Origin of the sequence: Enterobacter cloacae complex sp. P42RS (genome assembly GCF_014930595.1) — a bacterium.
GTDB lineage: Bacteria > Pseudomonadota > Gammaproteobacteria > Enterobacterales > Enterobacteriaceae > Enterobacter > Enterobacter bugandensis.
Window position 1 is genome coordinate 38,514 of sequence record NZ_JADBRK010000001.1, and the last position, 19,864, is coordinate 58,377.

General features: G+C 56.5%; 21 protein-coding genes and 2 tRNA genes. 10 read left to right on the forward strand and 13 right to left on the reverse strand.

Going from position 1 to position 19,864, the window contains the following annotated elements; translation table 11 throughout:
• Window positions 1-45: 45 nt before the first annotated feature.
• Complete coding sequence (locus IM314_RS00175; protein WP_193358345.1) at window positions 46-1,191, reverse strand: PLP-dependent aspartate aminotransferase family protein; 1,146 nt, start codon at window positions 1,189-1,191, stop codon at window positions 46-48.
• Between the two features lie 11 nt (window positions 1,192-1,202).
• Entirely contained in the window at window positions 1,203-2,573 is a 1,371-nt protein-coding gene (locus tag IM314_RS00180) for a cystathionine beta-synthase (protein WP_045630166.1), read from the reverse strand.
• Window positions 2,574-2,973: 400 nt separating this feature from the next.
• Between IM314_RS00180 and IM314_RS00185 the strand changes: the two genes are divergently transcribed.
• The 4 genes from IM314_RS00185 (at window position 2,974) to fumD (ending at window position 5,813) form a co-directional block, all read left to right on the forward strand.
• Window positions 2,974-3,996 (forward strand): methionine ABC transporter ATP-binding protein, encoded by a 1,023-nt coding sequence (locus tag IM314_RS00185; RefSeq protein WP_047365404.1) that lies wholly within the window; start codon window positions 2,974-2,976, stop codon window positions 3,994-3,996.
• On the forward strand, window positions 3,989-4,657 hold the full coding sequence (locus IM314_RS00190) for a methionine ABC transporter permease (protein WP_049138910.1): 669 nt from the start codon (window positions 3,989-3,991) through the stop codon (window positions 4,655-4,657). Before IM314_RS00185 ends, IM314_RS00190 begins: the two co-directional genes overlap by 8 nt.
• A 23-nt stretch (window positions 4,658-4,680) precedes the next feature.
• On the forward strand, window positions 4,681-5,493 hold the full coding sequence (locus IM314_RS00195) for a MetQ/NlpA family ABC transporter substrate-binding protein (protein ID WP_193358344.1): 813 nt from the start codon (window positions 4,681-4,683) through the stop codon (window positions 5,491-5,493).
• A 110-nt stretch (window positions 5,494-5,603) separates the two neighbouring features.
• Complete coding sequence (fumD, locus tag IM314_RS00200) at window positions 5,604-5,813, forward strand: fumarate hydratase FumD (RefSeq protein ID WP_028012876.1); 210 nt, start codon at window positions 5,604-5,606, stop codon at window positions 5,811-5,813.
• On the opposite strand, the gene IM314_RS00205 is transcribed toward fumD, so the two are convergent.
• The 4 genes from IM314_RS00205 to IM314_RS00220 are packed head-to-tail and all read right to left on the reverse strand — an operon-like array spanning window position 5,794 to window position 8,858.
• Window positions 5,794-6,480: an amino acid ABC transporter permease gene (locus IM314_RS00205; protein WP_049138909.1), complete on the reverse strand. Its 687-nt coding sequence runs from the start codon at window positions 6,478-6,480 to the stop codon at window positions 5,794-5,796. The genes fumD and IM314_RS00205 overlap by 20 nt on opposite strands.
• Window positions 6,464-7,210 carry an amino acid ABC transporter permease gene (locus IM314_RS00210; RefSeq protein WP_163332424.1) on the reverse strand — a complete coding sequence of 249 codons (747 nt, stop codon included), beginning with the start codon at window positions 7,208-7,210 and terminating at the stop codon, window positions 6,464-6,466. Before IM314_RS00210 ends, IM314_RS00205 begins: the two co-directional genes overlap by 17 nt.
• A complete protein-coding gene (locus IM314_RS00215; RefSeq protein WP_193358343.1) occupies window positions 7,210-8,025 on the reverse strand; it encodes an amino acid ABC transporter ATP-binding protein in 816 nt (271 codons plus the stop codon). The genes IM314_RS00210 and IM314_RS00215 overlap by 1 nt, the downstream gene beginning before the upstream one ends.
• Before the next feature lie 2 nt (window positions 8,026-8,027).
• Complete coding sequence (locus IM314_RS00220; RefSeq protein WP_072050480.1) at window positions 8,028-8,858, reverse strand: ABC transporter substrate-binding protein; 831 nt, start codon at window positions 8,856-8,858, stop codon at window positions 8,028-8,030.
• A 241-nt stretch (window positions 8,859-9,099) separates the two neighbouring features.
• Here IM314_RS00220 and IM314_RS00225 point away from each other — a divergent pair, with 241 nt between their 5' ends.
• The 3 genes from IM314_RS00225 to IM314_RS22085 all read left to right on the forward strand — a co-directional run bounded on the left by IM314_RS00225 (window position 9,100) and on the right by IM314_RS22085 (window position 11,013).
• Window positions 9,100-9,267, forward strand: coding sequence for a hypothetical protein (locus IM314_RS00225; protein WP_032644868.1), 168 nt, complete (start codon window positions 9,100-9,102; stop codon window positions 9,265-9,267).
• Window positions 9,268-9,411: 144 nt separating this feature from the next.
• Window positions 9,412-10,818, forward strand: coding sequence for a DUF1996 domain-containing protein (locus tag IM314_RS00230; protein WP_193358342.1), 1,407 nt, complete (start codon window positions 9,412-9,414; stop codon window positions 10,816-10,818).
• Window positions 10,819-10,911: 93 nt separating this feature from the next.
• A complete protein-coding gene (locus IM314_RS22085; RefSeq protein ID WP_227008765.1) occupies window positions 10,912-11,013 on the forward strand; it encodes a LuxR C-terminal-related transcriptional regulator in 102 nt (33 codons plus the stop codon).
• 35 nt (window positions 11,014-11,048) lie between these two features.
• On the opposite strand, the gene IM314_RS00240 is transcribed toward IM314_RS22085, so the two are convergent.
• A complete protein-coding gene (locus IM314_RS00240; protein ID WP_003857665.1) occupies window positions 11,049-11,189 on the reverse strand; it encodes a hypothetical protein in 141 nt (46 codons plus the stop codon).
• Between the two features lie 125 nt (window positions 11,190-11,314).
• Here IM314_RS00240 and IM314_RS00245 point away from each other — a divergent pair, with 125 nt between their 5' ends.
• Both IM314_RS00245 and IM314_RS00250 read left to right on the forward strand, forming a co-directional pair.
• Window positions 11,315-12,097 (forward strand): MBL fold metallo-hydrolase, encoded by a 783-nt coding sequence (locus IM314_RS00245; protein ID WP_193358341.1) that lies wholly within the window; start codon window positions 11,315-11,317, stop codon window positions 12,095-12,097.
• 72 nt (window positions 12,098-12,169) lie between these two features.
• Entirely contained in the window at window positions 12,170-12,805 is a 636-nt protein-coding gene (locus tag IM314_RS00250; protein ID WP_028012884.1) for a carbonic anhydrase, read from the forward strand.
• A gap of 28 nt (window positions 12,806-12,833) precedes the next feature.
• On the opposite strand, the gene IM314_RS00255 is transcribed toward IM314_RS00250, so the two are convergent.
• The 4 genes from IM314_RS00255 to mdtK all read right to left on the reverse strand — a co-directional run bounded on the left by IM314_RS00255 (window position 12,834) and on the right by mdtK (window position 16,232).
• On the reverse strand, window positions 12,834-14,429 hold the full coding sequence (locus IM314_RS00255) for an FAD-NAD(P)-binding protein (RefSeq protein WP_193358340.1): 1,596 nt from the start codon (window positions 14,427-14,429) through the stop codon (window positions 12,834-12,836).
• A gap of 118 nt (window positions 14,430-14,547) precedes the next feature.
• Window positions 14,548-14,624, reverse strand: a tRNA-Val gene (locus tag IM314_RS00260).
• A 4-nt stretch (window positions 14,625-14,628) separates the two neighbouring features.
• A tRNA-Val gene (locus IM314_RS00265) sits at window positions 14,629-14,705 on the reverse strand.
• A gap of 153 nt (window positions 14,706-14,858) precedes the next feature.
• The gene (mdtK, locus tag IM314_RS00270) at window positions 14,859-16,232 is read right to left on the reverse strand and encodes an MdtK family multidrug efflux MATE transporter (RefSeq protein ID WP_069732385.1); all 1,374 of its coding nucleotides are present in this window, start codon (window positions 16,230-16,232) and stop codon (window positions 14,859-14,861) included.
• A 225-nt stretch (window positions 16,233-16,457) separates the two neighbouring features.
• On the opposite strand from mdtK, the gene IM314_RS00275 reads away from it, so the two are divergent.
• The gene (locus IM314_RS00275) at window positions 16,458-17,099 is read left to right on the forward strand and encodes a riboflavin synthase (RefSeq protein WP_047365391.1); all 642 of its coding nucleotides are present in this window, start codon (window positions 16,458-16,460) and stop codon (window positions 17,097-17,099) included.
• Between the two features lie 31 nt (window positions 17,100-17,130).
• On the opposite strand, the gene cfa is transcribed toward IM314_RS00275, so the two are convergent.
• Both cfa and punC read right to left on the reverse strand, forming a co-directional pair.
• Window positions 17,131-18,279, reverse strand: coding sequence for a cyclopropane fatty acyl phospholipid synthase (gene cfa / locus IM314_RS00280; protein WP_193358339.1), 1,149 nt, complete (start codon window positions 18,277-18,279; stop codon window positions 17,131-17,133).
• 297 nt (window positions 18,280-18,576) lie between these two features.
• Entirely contained in the window at window positions 18,577-19,767 is a 1,191-nt protein-coding gene (punC, locus tag IM314_RS00285) for a purine nucleoside transporter PunC (protein ID WP_163332421.1), read from the reverse strand.
• Between the last annotated feature and the right edge of the window lie 97 nt (window positions 19,768-19,864).

Sequence of the window (19,864 nt, forward strand, 5' to 3'; positions counted from 1 at the left end):
TGATGACAACTTTTGGCGGCAGGTAAGCGACCTGCCGCCGTTTGCTTATTTTTGCAGCGCCTGGCTGAGATCAGCAATCAGGTCTTTTGGATCTTCAATGCCTACCGAGAGGCGGATCAGCTGCGGCACAATGCCGTTTGCCAGCCGTTGTTCAAGCGGAATCGAGGCGTGCGTCATGCTGTAAGGCTGGCTCACGAGACTCTCCACCCCGCCCAGGCTTTCCGCAAGAGTGAACAGCTTCAGGTTGCGAATCACCTCGGTGGCGCGTTGCGCGTCACCTTTCACCACGACGGAAATCATCCCGCCCGGCAGGGCCATCTGGGTGCGGGCTAGTTGGTACTGCGGATGCGATTCCAGGCCGGGATAGAACACTTTTTCGACCAGAGGATGCTGCGCCAGCCATTGCGCAATCTCCAGCGCGTTGCTGCTGTGCTTTTCGACCCTCAGCGCAAGCGTGCGGATACCGCGCAGGGTCAGGAAGCTGCTGAACGGATCCAGGACGCCGCCCACCGCGTTTTGCAGATAGCCCAGCTTGTCCGCCAGCTCCGGATTATCTCCCACCACTGCCAGCCCGGCCACCACGTCAGAGTGCCCGTTAAGGTATTTGGTGGCGGAGTGCACCACGATATCGAAACCCGACGCCAGCGGGCGGTGGATCACCGGCGACGCGAAGGTGTTATCCGCCACGCTGATGACGTTATGACGACGGGCGATCGCCGCAATGGCCGCCAGATCCGCCAGCTTCAGCAACGGGTTGGTTGGCGTTTCGACCCACACCATGCGGGTCTCCGGGCGAATGGCGGCCTCAAGCCCGGCTAAGTCGTCCGGCTTAACCCAGCTGATCTGCAGGCCCGTACTGCGTTTGCGCACGTTTTCGATCAGGCGGTACGTCCCGCCGTAAACGTCATCAATGGCGACGATATGGCTGTCTTTATCCAGCAGCTCGAGCACCGTGGAGATGGCCGCCAGACCGGAAGCAAAGGCGTAGCCGCGCGTGCCGCCCTCCAGTTCGGCAATCGCCGTTTCCAGCGCATGACGGGTGGGGTTGCCGCTGCGGGAATACTCATAGCCGGTATGCTCGCCGGGTGATGGTTGCGCAAACGTCGACGTGGCGTAAATCGGCGGCATGACGGCGCCGTGCGGGTCGTTGAATGCGCCGCTGTGGACGCTCAGGGTTGCCAGGTTTTTCATCGTTTCATCCTTTATTGCTGTAGACGATTGCGCCATGCGGTCAGGACGTCGCTGCGCGTAATCAGGCCGAGAAAATGGTCATTGTCGTTAATCACGGCCACCAGACCGCGGTCGAAGATGGCGTGCAGGGCGCTCTCCGGGGCACGTTTATCGAGAAATTCCACCTGACGGGTCATGGCCGCCGTGACCGGCAGGGCAAAGCGGTCGCCGTCGCCGCCGATATGCCGCAGCAGATCCCACTCGTCGATAATGCCCACCACCTTGCCGTTCTCCAGGACCGGCAGCTGAGAGATGTCATACAGGCGCATGCGTGCCAGCACGGTGGAAAGCGTATCGTCCGGCGCGGCGGTAACGGTAGCGCCTTCATCATGACGCAGGGCAATGTAGTCAGAGAGATCCCCCGCCTGAGGGCGCGTGATAAGCCCCTGCTGTCGCATCCAGTCGTCGTTAAACATCTTCGAGAGATACTTATTGCCGCTGTCGCAGGCGAAGGTCACCACGCGCTTCGGCGTGGTCTGCGCCTGGCAATACTTCAGCGCCGCCGCCAGCAGCGTGCCGCTGGAGGAGCCCGCCAGAATGCCTTCCGTTTTCAGCAGCTCGCGCGCGGTGGCGAAGGCTTCGCGGTCGGAGATGCGCCAGGCGCGATTCACCCCTTCGATGTGGGCCAGCGGCGGAATAAAGTCTTCGCCAATGCCCTCTACCAGCCAGGAGCCCGCGTCGTGGTAGCGTCCGGTTTCCACCTGGTCAGCGAGAACGGATCCGGCCGGGTCAGCCAGGACAAACTCCGTGTGCGGAGAGTGCTCGGCGAACCACGCCTGCAGGCCACCGAGCGTACCACCTGAGCCGACGCCGACCACGATGGCGTCAATTCTGCCGTCAAGCTGCTCGTACAGCTCCGGTGCCGTGGTGGTGCGGTGCGCCAGCGGGTTGGCCACGTTATTAAACTGGTCGATGTAAAACGCGCCGGGCAGCTCGTTAGCCAGACGCCGGGCGTAATCCTGGTAATAGGCGGGGTGGCCCTTATTCACGTCCGAGCGGGTCAGCACCACCTGAGCACCCAGCGCGCGCAGGTGGAAAATCTTTTCGCGGCTCATTTTGTCGGGCACTACGAGGATCAGCGAGTAGCCTTTCTGGGCGGCGATCAGCGCCAGGCCGAGGCCGGTATTGCCCGCCGTGGCCTCAATAATCGTGCCGCCCGGCTGCAGCTGGCCGGTGCGCTCCGCTTCGTTAATCATCGACAGCGCAACGCGGTCTTTAATCGAGCCGCCGGGGTTCTGGTTCTCCAGCTTCAGAAACAGCGAGCAGGGACCGGTATCAAGCTTATGCAGCTGGATCAGCGGCGTGCGGCCAATCAGTTCGGTGACGGAGTGGTAAATCGTCATGATGTTTTCCTTTCGGTATGTCATGACGGGATGATAGGGCTGTGAAATTTTCTCAATAAAGAACCATTCACTGCCGTTTAGAACAGAAAGGAATATAAATGCCATTTTTGGATGTCAGGACAGCAAGACGTAAAGTTGTCTGGATGTGGGGATGGCTATATCGGGATAAAATGCTGCAAAAATGACCGTTTTTTGCGCGCGTCCGCCAGCAGATATGCATCCGGCAGATAATCATTGCTGAAATTGGTCTAAATGCTTCCCACCCGGTAAATCCGCTGTTTATTTCCGAAAGTTATAACACATTCTTTTTTGTTCATTTAAAAGCTGATAACGCCTGTTTACTATCGTTTGGACATCCATACTGCTAAACCGCCGAGGGCGGCACGGATAACGAATAAGAATGATTGTACTGAGCAATATTTCGAAGGTTTTTGACAACGGAAAGGTCGCGCTGACCGCCGTTGATAACGTCAATTTGACGATAGAGCAGGGACAGATTTACGGCATTATCGGTTACAGCGGCGCCGGGAAAAGCACGCTGATTCGCCTGCTGAACGGTCTGGAGAAACCCAGCGCCGGGAGCGTCACCATTAACGGGCAGGATATCTCCGCCGCAAAAGGTGAAGCACTGCGCCAGGCGCGTCTGAAGATCAGCATGGTGTTTCAGCACTTCAACCTGCTGTGGTCGCGCACGGTGAGTGAGAACATTGCTTTCTCTATGCAAATTGCCGGTGTGCCAAAAGCGAAGATTAAGGCGCGCGTCGCCGAACTGGTTGAGCTGGTTGGCCTGAAGGGACGCGAAAATGCGTATCCGTCGCAGCTGAGCGGCGGGCAAAAGCAGCGCGTGGGGATTGCGCGCGCGCTGGCCAACAACCCCGACGTGCTGCTCTGCGATGAGGCTACGTCCGCGCTCGACCCGCAGACCACCGATCAGATCCTCGATCTGCTGCTGGACATTAACCGCCGCTTCAAACTCACCATCGTACTGATCACGCACGAGATGCACGTGGTGCGCAAAATCTGCGACCGCGTGGCGGTAATGGAGAACGGCAAAGTGGTGGAAGAGGGCGACGTGCTGAGCGTCTTTACCCATCCACAGCAGCCGATTACGCAGCAGTTTGTCCGCCAGGTGAGCCAGTACGCCGAGGAAGAGACCTTCAATACTGAACTCGCAAACGATCTGGAAGGTACGGTGATCAGGCTGACCTTTACCGGACACAGCACGCACAAGCCGATTGTCGGGGAACTCACCCTGCGCTACGGCCTGCCGTTTAACATCCTGCACGGAAAAATGACGCAGACCGCCCACGGTGTTTTCGGGCAGCTCTGGGTCCACGTGGCGGCATCCGATGAACAACTGAACAATATCCTCGCCGACCTGCAGCACAGCGATATTGAAGGCGAGGTAATTAAACATGTTTGAGAATCTCTTTCCGCATCTCAAGTGGGATCAGCTCTGGGCTGCAACGCTGGAGACGCTGTACATGACCGCGCTGTCCGGCGTGGCGACCTTTGTTCTGGGCATCGTGCTGGGGCTGGCGCTGTTTTTAACTGCGCGCGGTGGCTTGTTCCACAACCGCACGGTCTACAGCGTCATTTCGATAGTGGTGAACGTGTTCCGCTCTATTCCGTTCATCATTCTTATCGTTCTGCTGATCCCGTTCACCAAGACCGTCGTCGGCACCATCCTTGGCGCTAACGCGGCGCTTCCGGCCCTGATTGTCGGCGCTGCGCCGTTCTACGCGCGTCTGGTGGAGATCGCCCTGCGCGAAGTGGACAAAGGGGTCATTGAAGCAACGCGCTCGATGGGCGCACGACTGAGCACGCTTGTGTTTCGGGTTTTACTGCCGGAATCATCACCTGCACTGGTATCAGGTATTACGGTGACGCTGATTGCGCTGGTGAGCTACAGCGCCATGGCGGGGGTGATTGGCGCCGGTGGTTTGGGAAATCTGGCTTATCTGGAAGGATTCCAGCGCAACCATGGTGACGTCACGCTGGTGGCAACGGTGACCATTTTAATCATCGTTTTCATTATCCAGTTCTGCGGCGATGTCATTACTTCACTGTTAGATAAACGCTAATAAATACACACAGGAACCACATCATGAAACAGACACTGACACTGATCGCCGCCGCAACCCTGAGCGCCCTGAGCTTCGCCTCATGGGCCGACACCCTGACCGTGGGCGCATCCAACACGCCGCACGCCGAAATTCTGGAGCAGGCCAAGCCGATTCTGGCGAAGCAGGGTATCGACCTGGAGATTAAACCGTTCCAGGACTACATTCTGCCGAACACTGCGCTCGCGGGTCATGACATCGACGCGAACTATTTCCAGCACATTCCTTACCTGAACAGCGTGCTGAAAGATCATGCGGGCGATAAAGACTACGATTTTGTCAGTGCGGGCGCGATCCACATTGAGCCAATCGGCATCTACTCAAAAAAATACAAATCCCTGAAGGACCTGCCGGAAGGCGGCAAGATCATCATGCGTGATGCGGTTTCCGAGGAAGGGCGTATTCTCTCCATCTTCGAAAAAGAGGGCGTGATCAAGCTGAAGCCGGGCATCGACAAAGTGACGGCGCGCATCAGCGATATCGTTGAGAACCCGAAAAAACTGAAGTTCACGCCAAACGTGGAAGCGTCCCTGCTGCCGCAGATGTACAACAACGACGAAGGCGACGCGGTGGTGATTAACGCCAACTATGCGATAGACGCCGGCCTGGATCCGGTTCACGACCCGATTGCGGTAGAGAGCGGTGAAAACAACCCGTACGCTAACATCATTACCGTGCATCGTGGCGATGAGAAAAAGAAAGACATCGTCGCGCTGGTGAACGTGCTGCACTCCAAAGAGATTCAGGACTGGATCCGCACCAAATACAAAGGCGCGGTCATTCCCGTGAACAACTAATTATTTGATTTTCCAGATGAAGCCCGGCGAGATCCTCGCCGGGCTTCTTTTTTGTATCCGGCGGGAGAATCATTTAAGCTCAACGTTTAACAGGCAATGGAGTGATGACGATGGGTAACGTGACCAAAGATGAAGCGCTGTACCAGGAGATGTGCCGGGTGGTCGGAAAGGTGGTGCTGGAGATGCGTGATTTAGGGCAGGAGCCGAAGCATATTGTCATTGCGGGCGTGCTGCGCACGGCGCTGGCGAACCAGCGCATCAAGCGCAGCGCACTGACAACCGAAGCGATGGAAACGGTGGTTAAGGCGCTGGCCGGCTAACGCGCCAGCGTTTCGCGACCTGTTCAAGCGAGCAGCAGAGCAGGTAATAGACCGCACCCGTAAAGATAAAGATGGCCGCCGGGTAGATTTGCACCCGGTTGTTGACCTGTCCCGCCACCGTGGTTAGCTCCGGGACGTTGACGATGAATGCCAGCGACGTATCCTTCAGCAGGCTGATAAAAATTCCCACCAGCGACGGCAAAATATTTCTCAGCGTCTGCGGCAGCAGCACGCGCCACAGGGTTTGCTGTGTGCTGAACCCCTGAGACAGCGCGGCCTCGTTTTGACCCGCAGGGAGCGCCCTGAGCCCGGCAAAAACCGAATGCATCACCGATGCCGCCGTAAACCAGGCCAGCGCCAGCGTCACGGTCAGCGCCCCCGGCAGATCCCCGCCGGTGATCAGCGGCAACAGGTACCACATCCAGAAAATCACAAAAATCAAGGGAATACCGCGAATCAGCTCCGCCCACAGAAAAAGCCCTCTGCGCACCAGCCCAGGATAGCGCCAGGCGAGGCACGCCAGCGCCACGCCGCCGGGAAGCGCAAGCAGGGCGGCCCCTGCGGCCATCAGCAGCGAAAGCAGTACGCCGCCGGGTTCACCCGCTGCCGTTCGTCCCCACAGCAGATAATCCAGGTTTTCGACAATAACGTTAAATCCTGCAATCATCTTTCTTCCTCCCTGAATGCGGACCGACGCGCACCAGCACCATCCCCATGACAATGCCGGTAAGCAAATAGAGCACCGTACCGACGATAAACGCCTCCATGGCGTGGGCGTTGTAACTTTCAATCTGCCGGACCTGGTAGGTTAGCTCAGCGAAGCCAATCCCGCTGGCGAGCGAGGAGAGCTTCATCAAGTTGAGGTACTGGCCGACAACGGGTTGCCAGGCGTTGGCGAGCCCCTGCGGCAGAAGGATGTAGCGAAATAAACGCCACGAGGAGAACCCTTGCGCCAGCGCCGCTTCCTGCTGTCCGGCAGGAACTGAACGCAGCCCCGATGCCGCTTCCTCAATTAAAAACGCCGAGGTAAAAACGCCCAACCCCCAGGCAGAACATAAATACTCAGGGGTAAACCACCAGACGTCGCCGGGCAGAATTGACCAGCTGTGATCCGCATTCACCGCGTCTCGAAAGCCCTGCGGTAACCCGTTCCAGGCGGCGAAATACCAGAACAGCAGCTGCACCAACAGCGGCGTATTGCGAAACAGCGATACCCAGCCGTTGACGATCGCATTTCCGATGCGTCCACCGGAAAGACGCAGGAGCAAAAAGGTCGGTGCAAGCAGGCTGGCGATCAGGCCCCCCGCCAGCGTCACCCACAGGGTGGTGAGAAATCCGGAGAGTATCCACTGCAGAGGCTGTCCGGCCAGCACTCCCTGCCAGTCGAGGGCGGGCATCAGAGGTGCTCCTGGTGCAGCGGGTTCAGCACTTTTTGCAGGAAACGCTGCGCCCGGGGATGGGACGGTTGACTGAAAAATTGCCCCGGCGGCGTGGTTTCAAGAATCTGCCCCCCGTCGATAAATACAATCCGGTCGGCAATTTCCCGGGCGAACTGCATCTCATGAGTCACGACAATCATGGTGATCCCGCTATGGGCAAGGGCTTTCATGACGAATAATACTTCGCCAATCATCTCCGGATCGAGCGCCGACGTCGGCTCGTCGAAGAGGATGATCTGCGGCGACGAGGCCAGGGCGCGGGCAATCGCCACGCGCTGCTGCTGGCCGCCGGAAAGCTCAGCGGGGAAGTGGTGAGCCTTTTCCTGCATTCCGACCTTCTCCAGCAGCGCCAGCGCGCGCTCCTGAGCTGGCTGCGGCTTCCAGCCGTGCACATGCTGCAGTGCCAGGGTGATGTTCTGGCTGGCGGTGAGGTGGGCATACAGATTGAACTGCTGAAACACAAATCCAACGCGGCTGCGCAACTGACGCAGCCTGCTGCCGGAAAGCTGCCCGGTCGGCTTGCTGTCGACCAGGATTTCCCCGCCGCTCAGGGTTTCAAGCTGATTGATAAGACGGATCAGCGTTGATTTACCCGAACCGGAAGGGCCGAGAATAGCAACCACTTCACCGGGCGTGATGGTGAGGTTAATGTCGCGTAAAACCTGATGGTCGCCGTAGCGTTTGTCCACGTGACGAAACTCAACGCTGGCCTGTTCCAGATGTGAAAAATCCGCGGCACCGTCCGCGGAATGGGAAAATAAACCTGAGAGCATAATTACCTGGCTTCTATTTTAAAGGCGCGAGGCTGTGGAGCGGGCGTGTTTGGGCCAAACCAGACGTCATAGATTTTTGCCGCCTGACCGTTCTTCTCGAGATTAACCAGCTCATCGTTGACGGCTTTCAGCAGCGCTGTTTCACCTTTCTTCACCCCGACGCCAATTTCTTCCTTACTGAGCAGATCGGGCAGGATTTTGAAGTTCGCTCTATCCGGGGCCTGTGCCAGCAGGCCTGCAAGAATTGTGCTGTCCTGGGTAATGGCCTGCACGTTGCCGTTACGCAGCGCCGTCAGCGCCAGAGGAATGTCGTCATAAGCCAGCACGCGGGACTGCGGGAAACGCTGGTGGAGCGCCTGTTCACCCGTGGTGCCTTTGACCGCGCCAATGCGCGCCCGGCTGTATTCATCCAGCTTATCGGGCGATTTGGCGGGAACCAGGAACTGTTGTCCGGTCACGAAATAGGGGGTGGAGAAATCAATCACCTGCGCGCGTTCCGGGGTGATGGTGATATCCGCTACGATCAGATCTGCTTTACCGGACTGAAGCAGCGGAATTCGGTTGGCCGGATTGGTGGCAACCAGTTCAAGCTTCACGCCGAGTGATTTTGCCAGTGCTTTGGCAAAGTCCACGTCGTAACCCACGATCTCGTGCGTTTTTGCATCAATTGAGCCAAACGGTGGGTTGGCGTCAAACGTGGCGACTTTCACCACCCCTGCGGCCTTAATATCTTCCAGCCGATCGGCCAGCGCCTGCGCTGAAAACAGGCTCCCGGCGGCCAGTAATCCCAGAACTGCCGTCCCTTTTTTAAACCTTTTCATCTTTGCTGCCATAGTCATCGTTCGTCCCGTTGTTTTTGTTTTGCACCGTTACGCTCCCATAAGCAAAAGCTATCGCCAAATAAGAAAATGTTCTTTGCTCTATACAAAAAAGCATTAGTGAACAGTGTGTTACCGGCAGGTAAATGTAAGGAGCTATTTGCACGTCCTGCACATCGACTGCCGGAATTGATATTTCCGCGGCCAGGAAACGCGTGCTTAACTCAAGGCTGGTGAAGCGAGAGGGGTAAAGGCAATGAAAAAATGGATCGGCACGCTACGGCGGTTTTTTGCGACCCGGCCAGCGAATGCGGAGAACAGCGCGCAGCGTGTTCTGGAGTCAATACTGCCTGTTGCCAGCCTGTATGGCGTGGACGTCGCTAACATCGACCCGGAGTGGTTCCATGATAAAACGTCACGCTGAACTTCGCCGCACGCGCGAAACGTACTGGAATGAGCTGTGCGTGATGCCTGTAAAGCAGGGATGAACGGAAAAATACGCGGGCAAATCCTCGGTAAACCCTGGCCGTTTTGATACCAATATCTCCTTTCTCAGAAGGAGATGATAATGAAACGGACAGTATTAACCCCGGCACTTTCTGCCACCGCACTACTGATTGCCATGCAGGCGGCGCACGCTGCGCCACAGGCGCACGTCGTCTGCGGTTACTCCCACACGCTCGGCGACGATGCCATTATGATGCACGGCATGCCCAACGAGGCCATGCTGCACGATTTTTTTGGCAACGTGCAAACGGATGCCTTCTCCAGCCGTGAATCGCTGCGTAAAGATGAAAAGACCACCTGCGATAACAAAGCAGACAGCTCGGCCTACTGGGCACCCTCTCTGAAATTGCCTGACGGAACGGTGGTCAAACCCGCCTATCAAAAAACCTATTATCAGGCATCGAACGTCGACGCCTGGCCGCTGCACCCGTTCCCGGCGGGGCTGTCGCTGCTGGCGGGCGATCATCACGGCACCGCGCCGAATCCACATATCACCTTCCTGTGCGCTAACGGCAAGGGCTACACCACCAAAACGGGTGAGGTCTGCGGCTTACGCAAGGCGAACGATGCCGTGCAGTTTAATATTGGCATTCAGTTTCCGAACTGCTGGGACGGGGTAAATCTTAAGCCCGCTCACGGTCTTGCCAATGCCACCTACGACACCAAAGGGCAGTGCCCGTCCGACTTCCCGGTGAAAATTCCCACCGTGAACATGAACATTGCGTACGTGCTCCCGACGATTAGCTCGCTCGATACCAGTAAAGCGCAGCTTTCTCTCGATCCCATCATGCACGGCAACGAGCGTGAAGAGCGGTGGGGGAGCCTGTATACGGCGCATGCTGATTTTATGAACGGCTGGACGGAAGACGCCGCGCACTTTATGACCGACCTGTGCATGAACCGCGGTCTGGACTGCGGCACCACCGTTCCGTATGGTTATTCAAAAGCGAAGGCCAACGTCTGGCTCAGCAGCCTGGAGCCCGCGCTTACCCAGCCAGAGCCCCAGGTCCTGCTGGTGCAGGATAACTGGCAGAACGGCGGGCGCACCAAAAACAGCGAAACGCTGTCGCTGGTGAAGTTTCACATTCCCCCGCTGCCTGCCGGACAGGATCCTTCGCAGTTTAAATACCGCGTGCGGATTTATGGCGGGAAAGTGGAAACCAACGGCGCGGATCAAATTTTCTTCTATCCGGCAAGCAACGACTGGGATCCGGCCAGCGTGAGCTGGCAGTCGCGGCCAGCCTGTAACTACCGCTCGGATGCGGTGCTTTACCTTAACCACTCCCGCGAATACCGGATGGTGGACGTGGATAAGGCGGTGCGCAAGGCGCTGGCAGAAGGGAAAACCGAGATTTCGTGGTACATCGGCGGCGATCGTCAGGGAAATCACTACCAGTTTGAGACGGCGTCTTCCCCGCAAAGCCTGATCCTGATGCTGACCGGCTTTAGCAAAACGCCGGAGATCTGATTACGCCCGCGTTTTTTTGTTCTCATCAACGTTAACTGGTAATGTCGACAGCCTGAAAAATGAGAAGGGCATTCTGGTTACCCTGGGGTACTGCTGGAAGGGTGCAGTAATAAAAAGGTGGCTGCACGCCTGAATCTTTCCCCGAGAACCGTGGAAGCGCACCGTGCGGCGGCCATTGACTGGCTGAAAAAGTAAAATAAAAAAGCACCGGTTTACCGGTGCTTTTTTTATCAAATCTTGCAGGCATCACCGCAGTCGTCGTCGGCAACAATCGCCTGCGCTTTTTTATCCGCGTCGTCCAGACGTTCCGCGTTACGCTCTTCCGCTTCATCCAGACCGTTAAAAACTAAGTTATCGAGATCAATTTCCATGTTGCACCTGCTCTGTTCGGTTTTTGATACTGGCACAGTATAGGGTAAAAAACGTCGGCAATGTACCTCGCAGCACATAAGGATAATCCCTGCCATACTCAGTGCTTTATCACCGAGGAGCGCTCATGATTACACTCTGTAAAACCTGCGGTACCTCCTATGATGGAAAGCCGGAGAGATGTCCGATTTGCGAGGATGAACGCCAGTATGTCCCGGTCAGCGGTCAGGCGTGGATTGATTACGCGACGGTGACGGCCACGCACGTGAATAAATGGCAGCAGCTGGAGCCCGCGCTGTTCAGTATCAAAACGGTTCCCGCTTTTGCGATTAACCAGAGGGCGCTGCTTCTGCGCACCCCGCACGGCAATATTCTTTGGGACTGCATTGCCAACCTTGACCCGGCAACCCAAACGCTCATCACCGCGCTCGGTGGCCTTCACGCCATTGCGATTTCGCATCCGCACTATTACACCACGATGCAGGAGTGGGCCGCGGCTTTCAATGCGCCGGTCTACCTGCACGCCAGCGACCGCGAATGGGTGATGCGCAACAGCCCGGCGATTCATTTCTGGGAGGGGGAGGCGCTGGAGATTTGGCCGTCCGTCACGTTGCTACGTCTCGGCGGCCATTTTGCGGGCGGAACGGTACTGCACTGGCAGGAGGACGAGGGCGTTTTGCTGGCGGGGGATATTTTGCAGGTCACCCCGGGGAAAGATGCGGTGTCGTTTATGTGGAGCTACCCGAATATGCTCCCGCTGCCTGCCCGTAAGGTTGAGGACGTTACCCGGCGCCTGGCGGGAAAATCGTTCGCTCGTCTTTACGGCGCGTTCGAAGGGCAAAACATCCCGGCGAACGCCGACGACATCGTGCAGCGGTCGGGCCAGAAATATATTGCTTGTCTCAGATAAAGTACGGTGGGTAAACTTTACGAGTGTGATCGCGATCATACCCAAACGAAAACAGATAAAAGAGAAATTGCTATGCAACATATCATTGAAGGTTTTCTCAGCTTTCAAAAAGAGATTTTCCCGCAACGTAAAGAGCTCTTTCGCAGTTTAGCGTCCAGCCAGAATCCCAAAGCGCTGTTCATCTCCTGCTCCGACAGCCGTCTGGTTCCTGAACTGGTCACCCAGCAAGAGCCGGGACAGCTTTTTGTCATTCGTAATGCTGGCAACATTGTCCCGCCTTTCGGGCCGGAGCCGGGCGGCGTATCTGCAACTATCGAGTACGCGGTGGTGGCGCTGGGCGTGACGGATATCGTGATCTGCGGCCACTCCAACTGCGGCGCGATGAAGGCGATTGCCGATAACGCCAACCTGGAGCCAATGCCAGCTGTATCGCACTGGCTGCGCTATTCCGACGCGGCGAAAGCCGTGGTAGAGAAGAAAAGCTGGGACAAGCCGATCGATAAAGTGAATGCGATGGTGCAGGAGAACGTGTTTGCGCAACTGAGCAACATCAAGACCCATCCGTCCGTCGCGGTGGGCCTGCGTAATAATTCGCTTCGTCTGCACGGTTGGGTGTATGACATTGAAAGCGGCAAAATCCTCGCCCTGGATAAGAACACCAAAACGTTCGTATCGCTGTCGGAAAACCCAGAGGTCTTCTTCGAGTAATTACCGATAGCAGGGCATGGAAGCCCTGTCAGTTCTCCACGTACGGTAACCGACGCCGTCTCCCCGAGGCAGGTTTTTCAGCCGCCTTCGCCATCGCCTCTGCAATTTCCGCACACTCCGCCAGCCCCTGAACGAAGGGACGATCGTGCATCAGCCACGGTATCGCACCGAAAGCAATGCGCCCGCGAACCGTTTCAGGCGCTTTAAGCGTGTAATCCTCGCCAATGTCGGGTATCTCGTCGCCCGTCTCTGCCAGCTGTTTACGCAGCGTCGGGAAAGGCAAGTCCTTTGTTTTGAGCGGCTTTTGCCCGCGCGCGTCAATAAACACGTCGAAACGATAAACGCTCTCTTTGGTGGTAATTACCGTCCGATCGCTGCCAGCGTCGAGCGTGTAATCATCGCCAAGCGCCGCCACGCTAATGATGCCGGCCTCGCGAAGCGCAAGCAGCCTGCGGATAGACTGCGGCGGGATGGCGGCATAGTTGTCGATAAACACGCGGGCGAGGCCCTGCTTAAAGCGCTCTCTGTCCTCTTCGTTGAGGTGGGGCACAATCTCCTGAACCACCTCATGCAGTCGAAGGACGGTATAGCGCCAGGCCACGGTGCGCCGTTCGCGTTTGTTGCGTTCAACCTCGCTGAGGTTCTCTTCCGCCCAGGTAAAGGGGCCGTGCCGTTTACGGTCCTCAAACCATGCCTCACGAAGGCTGTCGGCATCCTGGTTACGCAGAGAAATTTTCTCGCACCACGCCGGGTCAGCGAGCTCGAGCTCTTTCACCATCAGGGAAAATATGCGGTCAAGCAGGCCGTCCGATCCTTTGGCTATCTCGCGTTCAACCACGAATTCGGTCAATACCGACAGCGGTTCGTAAGGGATTGGACAGTAAAAATCGGCTTCCGGCAGAATGCCCGTGCGGGACATCAGCGTAATGTTTAACCCTTCGCTGCCCTTGTCGAGGAGGAATTTACCGTCACGAAACTCACCGTGCTGCATTACCACCGCCATAGCCGCGTCCAGACCGCTCAACGACGTTCCCATAATGCCCACGCGGCAAGGGGGAATGCTGGCGTCCATCAATCCCGACCACGGGCTGGGGAAGAACGTGCGCGTGGCTTCCTCCTCATCTGGCCAGACGTGGCCGGTGGCGATAACCGCCAGGTCGAACCGATCGGGCAAAGTGGTGTCGTTGACGGAAAGCGTTACGCCGGTTGTCGAGGGGATGATGTCCGTTACCTTCGCGGATTCATGGACCGCAACCTGGAACCCCAGCTTTTTTGCCTCTTTCACGATTGAACGCAAGCTGTCGCGAAAATACTCTCCCAACAGGAGTCGGGGCAGGAACTGCCGGTCATGCAGGCTGGCTTTATCAACCTTAAAGCGCGCCAGATGGGTGTCGCTCTGTTCCTTGAGCCAGTCGAGGTAGGTCATAAAAATGGGCGGAATTTCTATGCTCGCAATGTTCGCCAGCATCAGCCGGGAATTATTGTCGTCGTTATAGGGCATGCCCACGCCGGCTTCATCGGCCTGTTCGAAGACGGATACGGAGAGCGGGGTGCTGTTATTAAGCAGATGATAAAAGGTGTAAATCCCTGTAGGGCCGGAGCCGATAATCGCGATATTCTTCATTGACGCGCTTCCTGTATTTATTCCATAAGAAAAGCGTAGCAGGAGAATAATGATGAAAATAAGCGATTAAGAAAATTCAGGGTAAAAGGAGAGAATTTGCACCATTTCAGGACTGAAATGGTGCGTCCGAGTGGACTCGAACCACCGACCCCCACCATGTCAAGGTGGTGCTCTAACCAACTGAGCTACGGACGCAGAATGGTGCGTTCAATTGGACTCGAACCAACGACCCCCACCATGTCAAGGTGGTGCTCTAACCAACTGAGCTATGAACGCAACGTGTTGTCGGTGACAACGGGGACGAATATTAGCGGCACAGCATCAAGGAGGCAAGAGGGAAAACGCATTTTTCTCTCTGATTTCACGCGATTGCTTCATTACCGCGCAAAGTGAAGAGAAAGTAGCCGCCAGCTGGCGGCTACTGCGTAGTTAACGCGCAGCGCGCTGCAAAATTACCGTTGACGGCTGGCGCTGCAGGAAGCGCATGCGCATCATCATCATGATCGCCGCCGACGTCAGTCCGATGATAAAGCCCATCCAGAATCCGGCTGGCCCCATGCGATCAACGACCAGATCGGTCAGCGCCAACACGTAGCCAGTAGGCAGACCCAGCACCCAGTAGGCGATAAAGGTAATAAAGAAGATCGAACGCGTGTCTTTATATCCGCGCAATACGCCGCTGCCAATCACCTGGATGGAGTCAGAAATCTGGTAAATCGCGGCCAGCAGCATTAGGTGCGATGCCAGCGTGACGACCTCCGGATTATCGTTATAGAGCAGGGCAATTTGCTCGCGCAGCGCCACGGTAAAAAGCGCCGTGCAAATGGCCATGCAGACGCCAACGCCTAATCCGGTGCGCGCGGCGGTTTGCGCATCAAGCGTCGAGCCTTGCCCCAGGCGGAAGCCCACGCGGATCGTCACTGCCGCGGCCAGAGACATGGGCAGAACAAACATCAGAGAGCTGAAGTTCAGCGCGATCTGGTGCCCGGCGACGTCCACAATGCCCAGCGGGGAGACCAGCAGGGCAACCACGGCAAAGAGCGTCACCTCAAAGAACAGGGCCAGCGCAATCGGCAAGCCTAGCTGCACCAGGCGCGTCATGATGCTCCAGTCCGGCGTACTGAATCTGTTCTCGTTACGAATATCGCGCATTGAACGGGCGCGTTTCACATAAGCGATCATACTGAAGAACATTACCCAGTAAACCGCAGCCGTCGCCACGCCGCAACCGACGCCGCCCAGCTCCGGCATGCCGAAATGGCCGTAGATAAAGATATAGTTCACCGGAATATTCACCAGCAGGCCGATAAAGCCCATCACCATGCCGGGCTTGGTTTTCGCCAGCCCTTCACACTGGTTACGGGCGACCTGGAAAAAGAGGTAGCCGGGCGCACCCCAGAGCAGGGCGCGCAGATAGCCCACGGCTTTGTCTGCCAGCGCCGGGTCAATATTATGCATGGCGCGGATGATATGACCCGCGTTCCAGAGCACGACCATAATCAGCACGGAGACAAACCCTGCCAGCCAGAAACCCTGGCGGACCTGATGGGCAATACGCTCGCGACGACCCGAGCCATTAAGCTGAGCGATAACCGGGGTGAGGGCGAGCAGCAGACCGTGGCCGAACAGGATGGCCGGCAGCCAGATTGACGTGCCGATGGCAACGGCCGCCATATCGGTGGCGCTGTAGCCACCCGCCATTACCGTATCCACAAATCCCATTGCGGTCTGGGCCACCTGCGCGACGATCACTGGTATAGCCAGTGCCAATAGCTGGCGCGCTTCATTCATGTACTTCTGCACGTGAACACCTTTATTTTGTAGTTATATGAGAGACTAAAAAAGCCGCCGAAACGGGCAGCAAGAAGAAAATGCAGGGGGGTGCCAGCTATTGTAGCGGGCTTTAGCTATTTATCTAGTGAAAAAATCGCCAGAAAATGCGCTCCGCTGGCAACCTGTTTTTCCAACTGTTATTGTGGTGGGATTAAACGGTGTCACCACCGTCCGGAAAAAACAGGAGTTGTAAGCATGTTTACTGGTATTGTGCAGGGCACCGCCAAAGTGGTGTCCATTGATGAAAAACCTAATTTTCGTACTCATGTTGTAGAGCTGCCGGAATATATGCTCGACGGCATCGAAACCGGCGCCTCGGTTGCCCATAACGGCTGCTGCCTGACCGTCACCGAAATTAATGGCAACCAGATTAGCTTTGATTTAATGAAAGAGACGCTGCGTATTACCAACCTGGGTGAACTGGTGGTGGGGGATACCGTCAACGTTGAGCGCGCGGCGAAGTTCAGCGACGAGATTGGCGGCCATCTGATGTCCGGGCACATCATGACCACCGCCGAAGTGGCGAAAATCGTCACATCAGAAAATAACCGTCAAATCTGGTTTAAAGTGCAGGACCCGTCATTAATGAAATACATCCTCTATAAAGGGTTTATTGGCATTGATGGGATTAGTCTGACGGTGGGAGAAGTGACTCCGACGCGTTTTTGCGTGCATTTAATTCCCGAGACGCTGCAGCGCACCACGCTGGGTTCGAAAAAACTGGGGCATCGCGTGAATATCGAAATCGATCCGCAAACCCAGGCGGTTGTAGATACCGTTGAGCGCGTGCTGGCCGCAAAAGAAGCCGCAATAATTAAAGCTGTAGAAGACGAATAAAAAATAACCCCGGCTGGCCGGGGTTATTTTTCTAGCGTGCGACCCGCAAGCCGTGTTCAATCCCACGGCTAAAAACAACCTGCCAGAGCTGAATATCTCGCGCGCGAAACGCCCCCGCGCAGGCATTCAGATAATAGCTAAACATCCGCTTGAATCGTTCAGAATAGTTGTCCGCAATTTCAGGCCAGGCTTCCTGAAAACGTGCATGCCACGCCATTAACGTGGTGTCGTAATCCGCGCCGAAGTTATGCCAGTCTTCCATCACGAAATGGGATTCGCTGGCGTTGGCAATCTGGCGTACGGACGGTAAACAGCCATTCGGAAAGATGTATTTGTTGATCCACGGGTCAACGTTATTGTCGGTCCGCTTAGAGCCGATGGTGTGCAGCAGGAAAATACCGTCCGGTTTCAGATTACGGTCCACCACCTCGAAATAGGTGTCGTAATTTTTCGGCCCGACGTGCTCGAACATGCCCACGGAAACGACCCGGTCAAACTGTTCGTTCAGATCCCGGTAATCCTGCAGGCGGATATCCACATCAAGCCCCAGGCACCGCTCCTGCGCCATTTTTTGCTGTTCAGCGGAAATGGTGACGCCGACCACGCTGACGCCGTAGTGCTTCGCCATAAAATACGCCAGCCCGCCCCAGCCGCAGCCAATATCCAGCACGCGCATACCGGGCTGCAACTGCAATTTCTCGCTAATCAGGCGCAGCTTGGCCTGCTGAGCCTCTTCAAGCGTCGACGCCTCTTTCCAGTAGGCGCAGGAGTATTGCATGAAGGGGTCCAGCATGCGGCTGAACAGATCGTTGCCGAGATCGTAATGCTCTTTGCCGACGATCCAGGCACGCTTTTTACTTTGCAGGTTAAAGAGACGGGCAGAGGCGACACGCAGGGTGTCTTTAAGATTACGGGGGAGCTGTTTTTCCAGACCAGCACGCAGCACGCTGGCGAAAAAAGTATCCAGCCGTTCGCATTCCCACCAGCCGTCCATATAGCTTTCCCCCAGGCCTAGCGACCCCTCGCGCAACACGCGTTTAAAAAAATCGGGATGTTTAATCTGAGGATCCGATGGGGATGATCCGTTGATAGTGATGCCTGCCCGACCTAACAGTTCACTGACGATCCGGGACCAGTTATCGTCCGGAACGCTGACTTCTTCTATACACGATGAACTCATAGCTTCTCCATCACCCTACTGTGATCAGAACCTTAAAACAGCGTAGACGCTTTTTTGGTTTGTGAGAAATCTCACGGTAAATACCGCGAGGCTAGTATCCGACGTAGAACAGAGGAAGGGAGATAACCCTTGCCGAAATGCCTTCCATGGTAAAACGGGAGCACTCCGGCTCCCGTTAACACATAATATTTATCGTATTTAATCGAACCAAATTTAGTATAGGCCTCAAAATTTGGTGATTCAATAGAAAATTCTTAGCAACCTAATCACTGAAAATTAACATAGTTTCTGGCGCGATTAGGCATGCGAGGTTTCTACCTGCGTGCTCTCATCCTGAGCGGAAGCCTGCATGCGATAGCCTATGACGGCCAGCGCAACGGTAGCCAGCATCACGCTGGTTGTCGTCAGCAGCGGCGTGGCAATCAGCGCGGAGACCACCAGGCTTGCCAGGAAGCACAGCCCCAGCTGCAGGGTGTTCTGCAGCGCAGCCGCGCGGCCTGTCGCCTGCGGGAACGGACGCAGCGCCTGCGCCACAACGATAGGGTAGATCGCCCCGTTCGCGATGGCCATCACGCAGAATGGAATCAATATTTCGGCCAGACCCGCGCCCGGAATAAAGCCAACGGCCCAGGTGCCGATGACGCTCAGCGCATAGAGCACCAGCAGCCACGGCAGCATCTGATGGCCTTCCCATTTTTGCAGCGCCGCGCGACAGCCGTACCCGCCCACCAGGAACGCGATGGTCTGCGGAACGTAGCTCAGGCCAATGGCCGCCGGGCTATAGCCCATATCGTGCAGAATAAACGGCGAACCGGTCAGCCACGCGAAGAAGCTCGCCGAGCAGGCGGCATAGATCAGAACGTTGCCGCGATACGCTTTCGCGCTCAGCAGGGAGGTGAAGGTAATCGGCTTCGCGTCTGCGTGCGCCTCTTTTTTATGCGCGGGCTTGAGGGCGAACGCCGGCAGCATCAGCACCAGCGTGATGGCAAACAGCGTGGCAAAGATGGCCTGCCAGTCAAAGTGCGCGAGGATCCAGCTTCCCAGCAGCGGGGCGAGGGCCGGTGAGAGCCCTACCAGCGGCATGATGGTGGCGAAAATACGGTTAGTGCGGTTCGCCGGATAGTAGTCGGTGACCAGCGCCTGCCAGGTCACGGCCGCGGCACAGACGCCGACCGCCTGAACAAACCGTAGCACCAGCAGCCAGGTGGCATCGCGCACCCATAGCATCCCCAGGCAGCCCACGGCAAAAATGGCCAGCCCCAGCAGCAGCACCGGTTTACGCCCAAAGCGATCCGAAAGCGGTCCCCAGAGCAGCTGCGCGAAGGCAAAACCGGCCAGGAACAGGCTCAGGCTGGCGCTGATGGCGGCAGCAGGGGTTTGCAAATCTTCCTGCATGGCGGCAAACGCCGGCAGGTACATATCGGTGGCCAAAAAGCCCAGCACGCTTAAGCCGCCGAGCCAGACTAAAAATCCTTTCCTGGGTTGCATTCTTTTATTCTCCTGAGGAGGCAGGTGTACTTTGGCGCAGAGTGTAGGGAGTGCAAAGCGGCTTGTGAAACGCTAATATTTGGCGGGTGCATTCAAA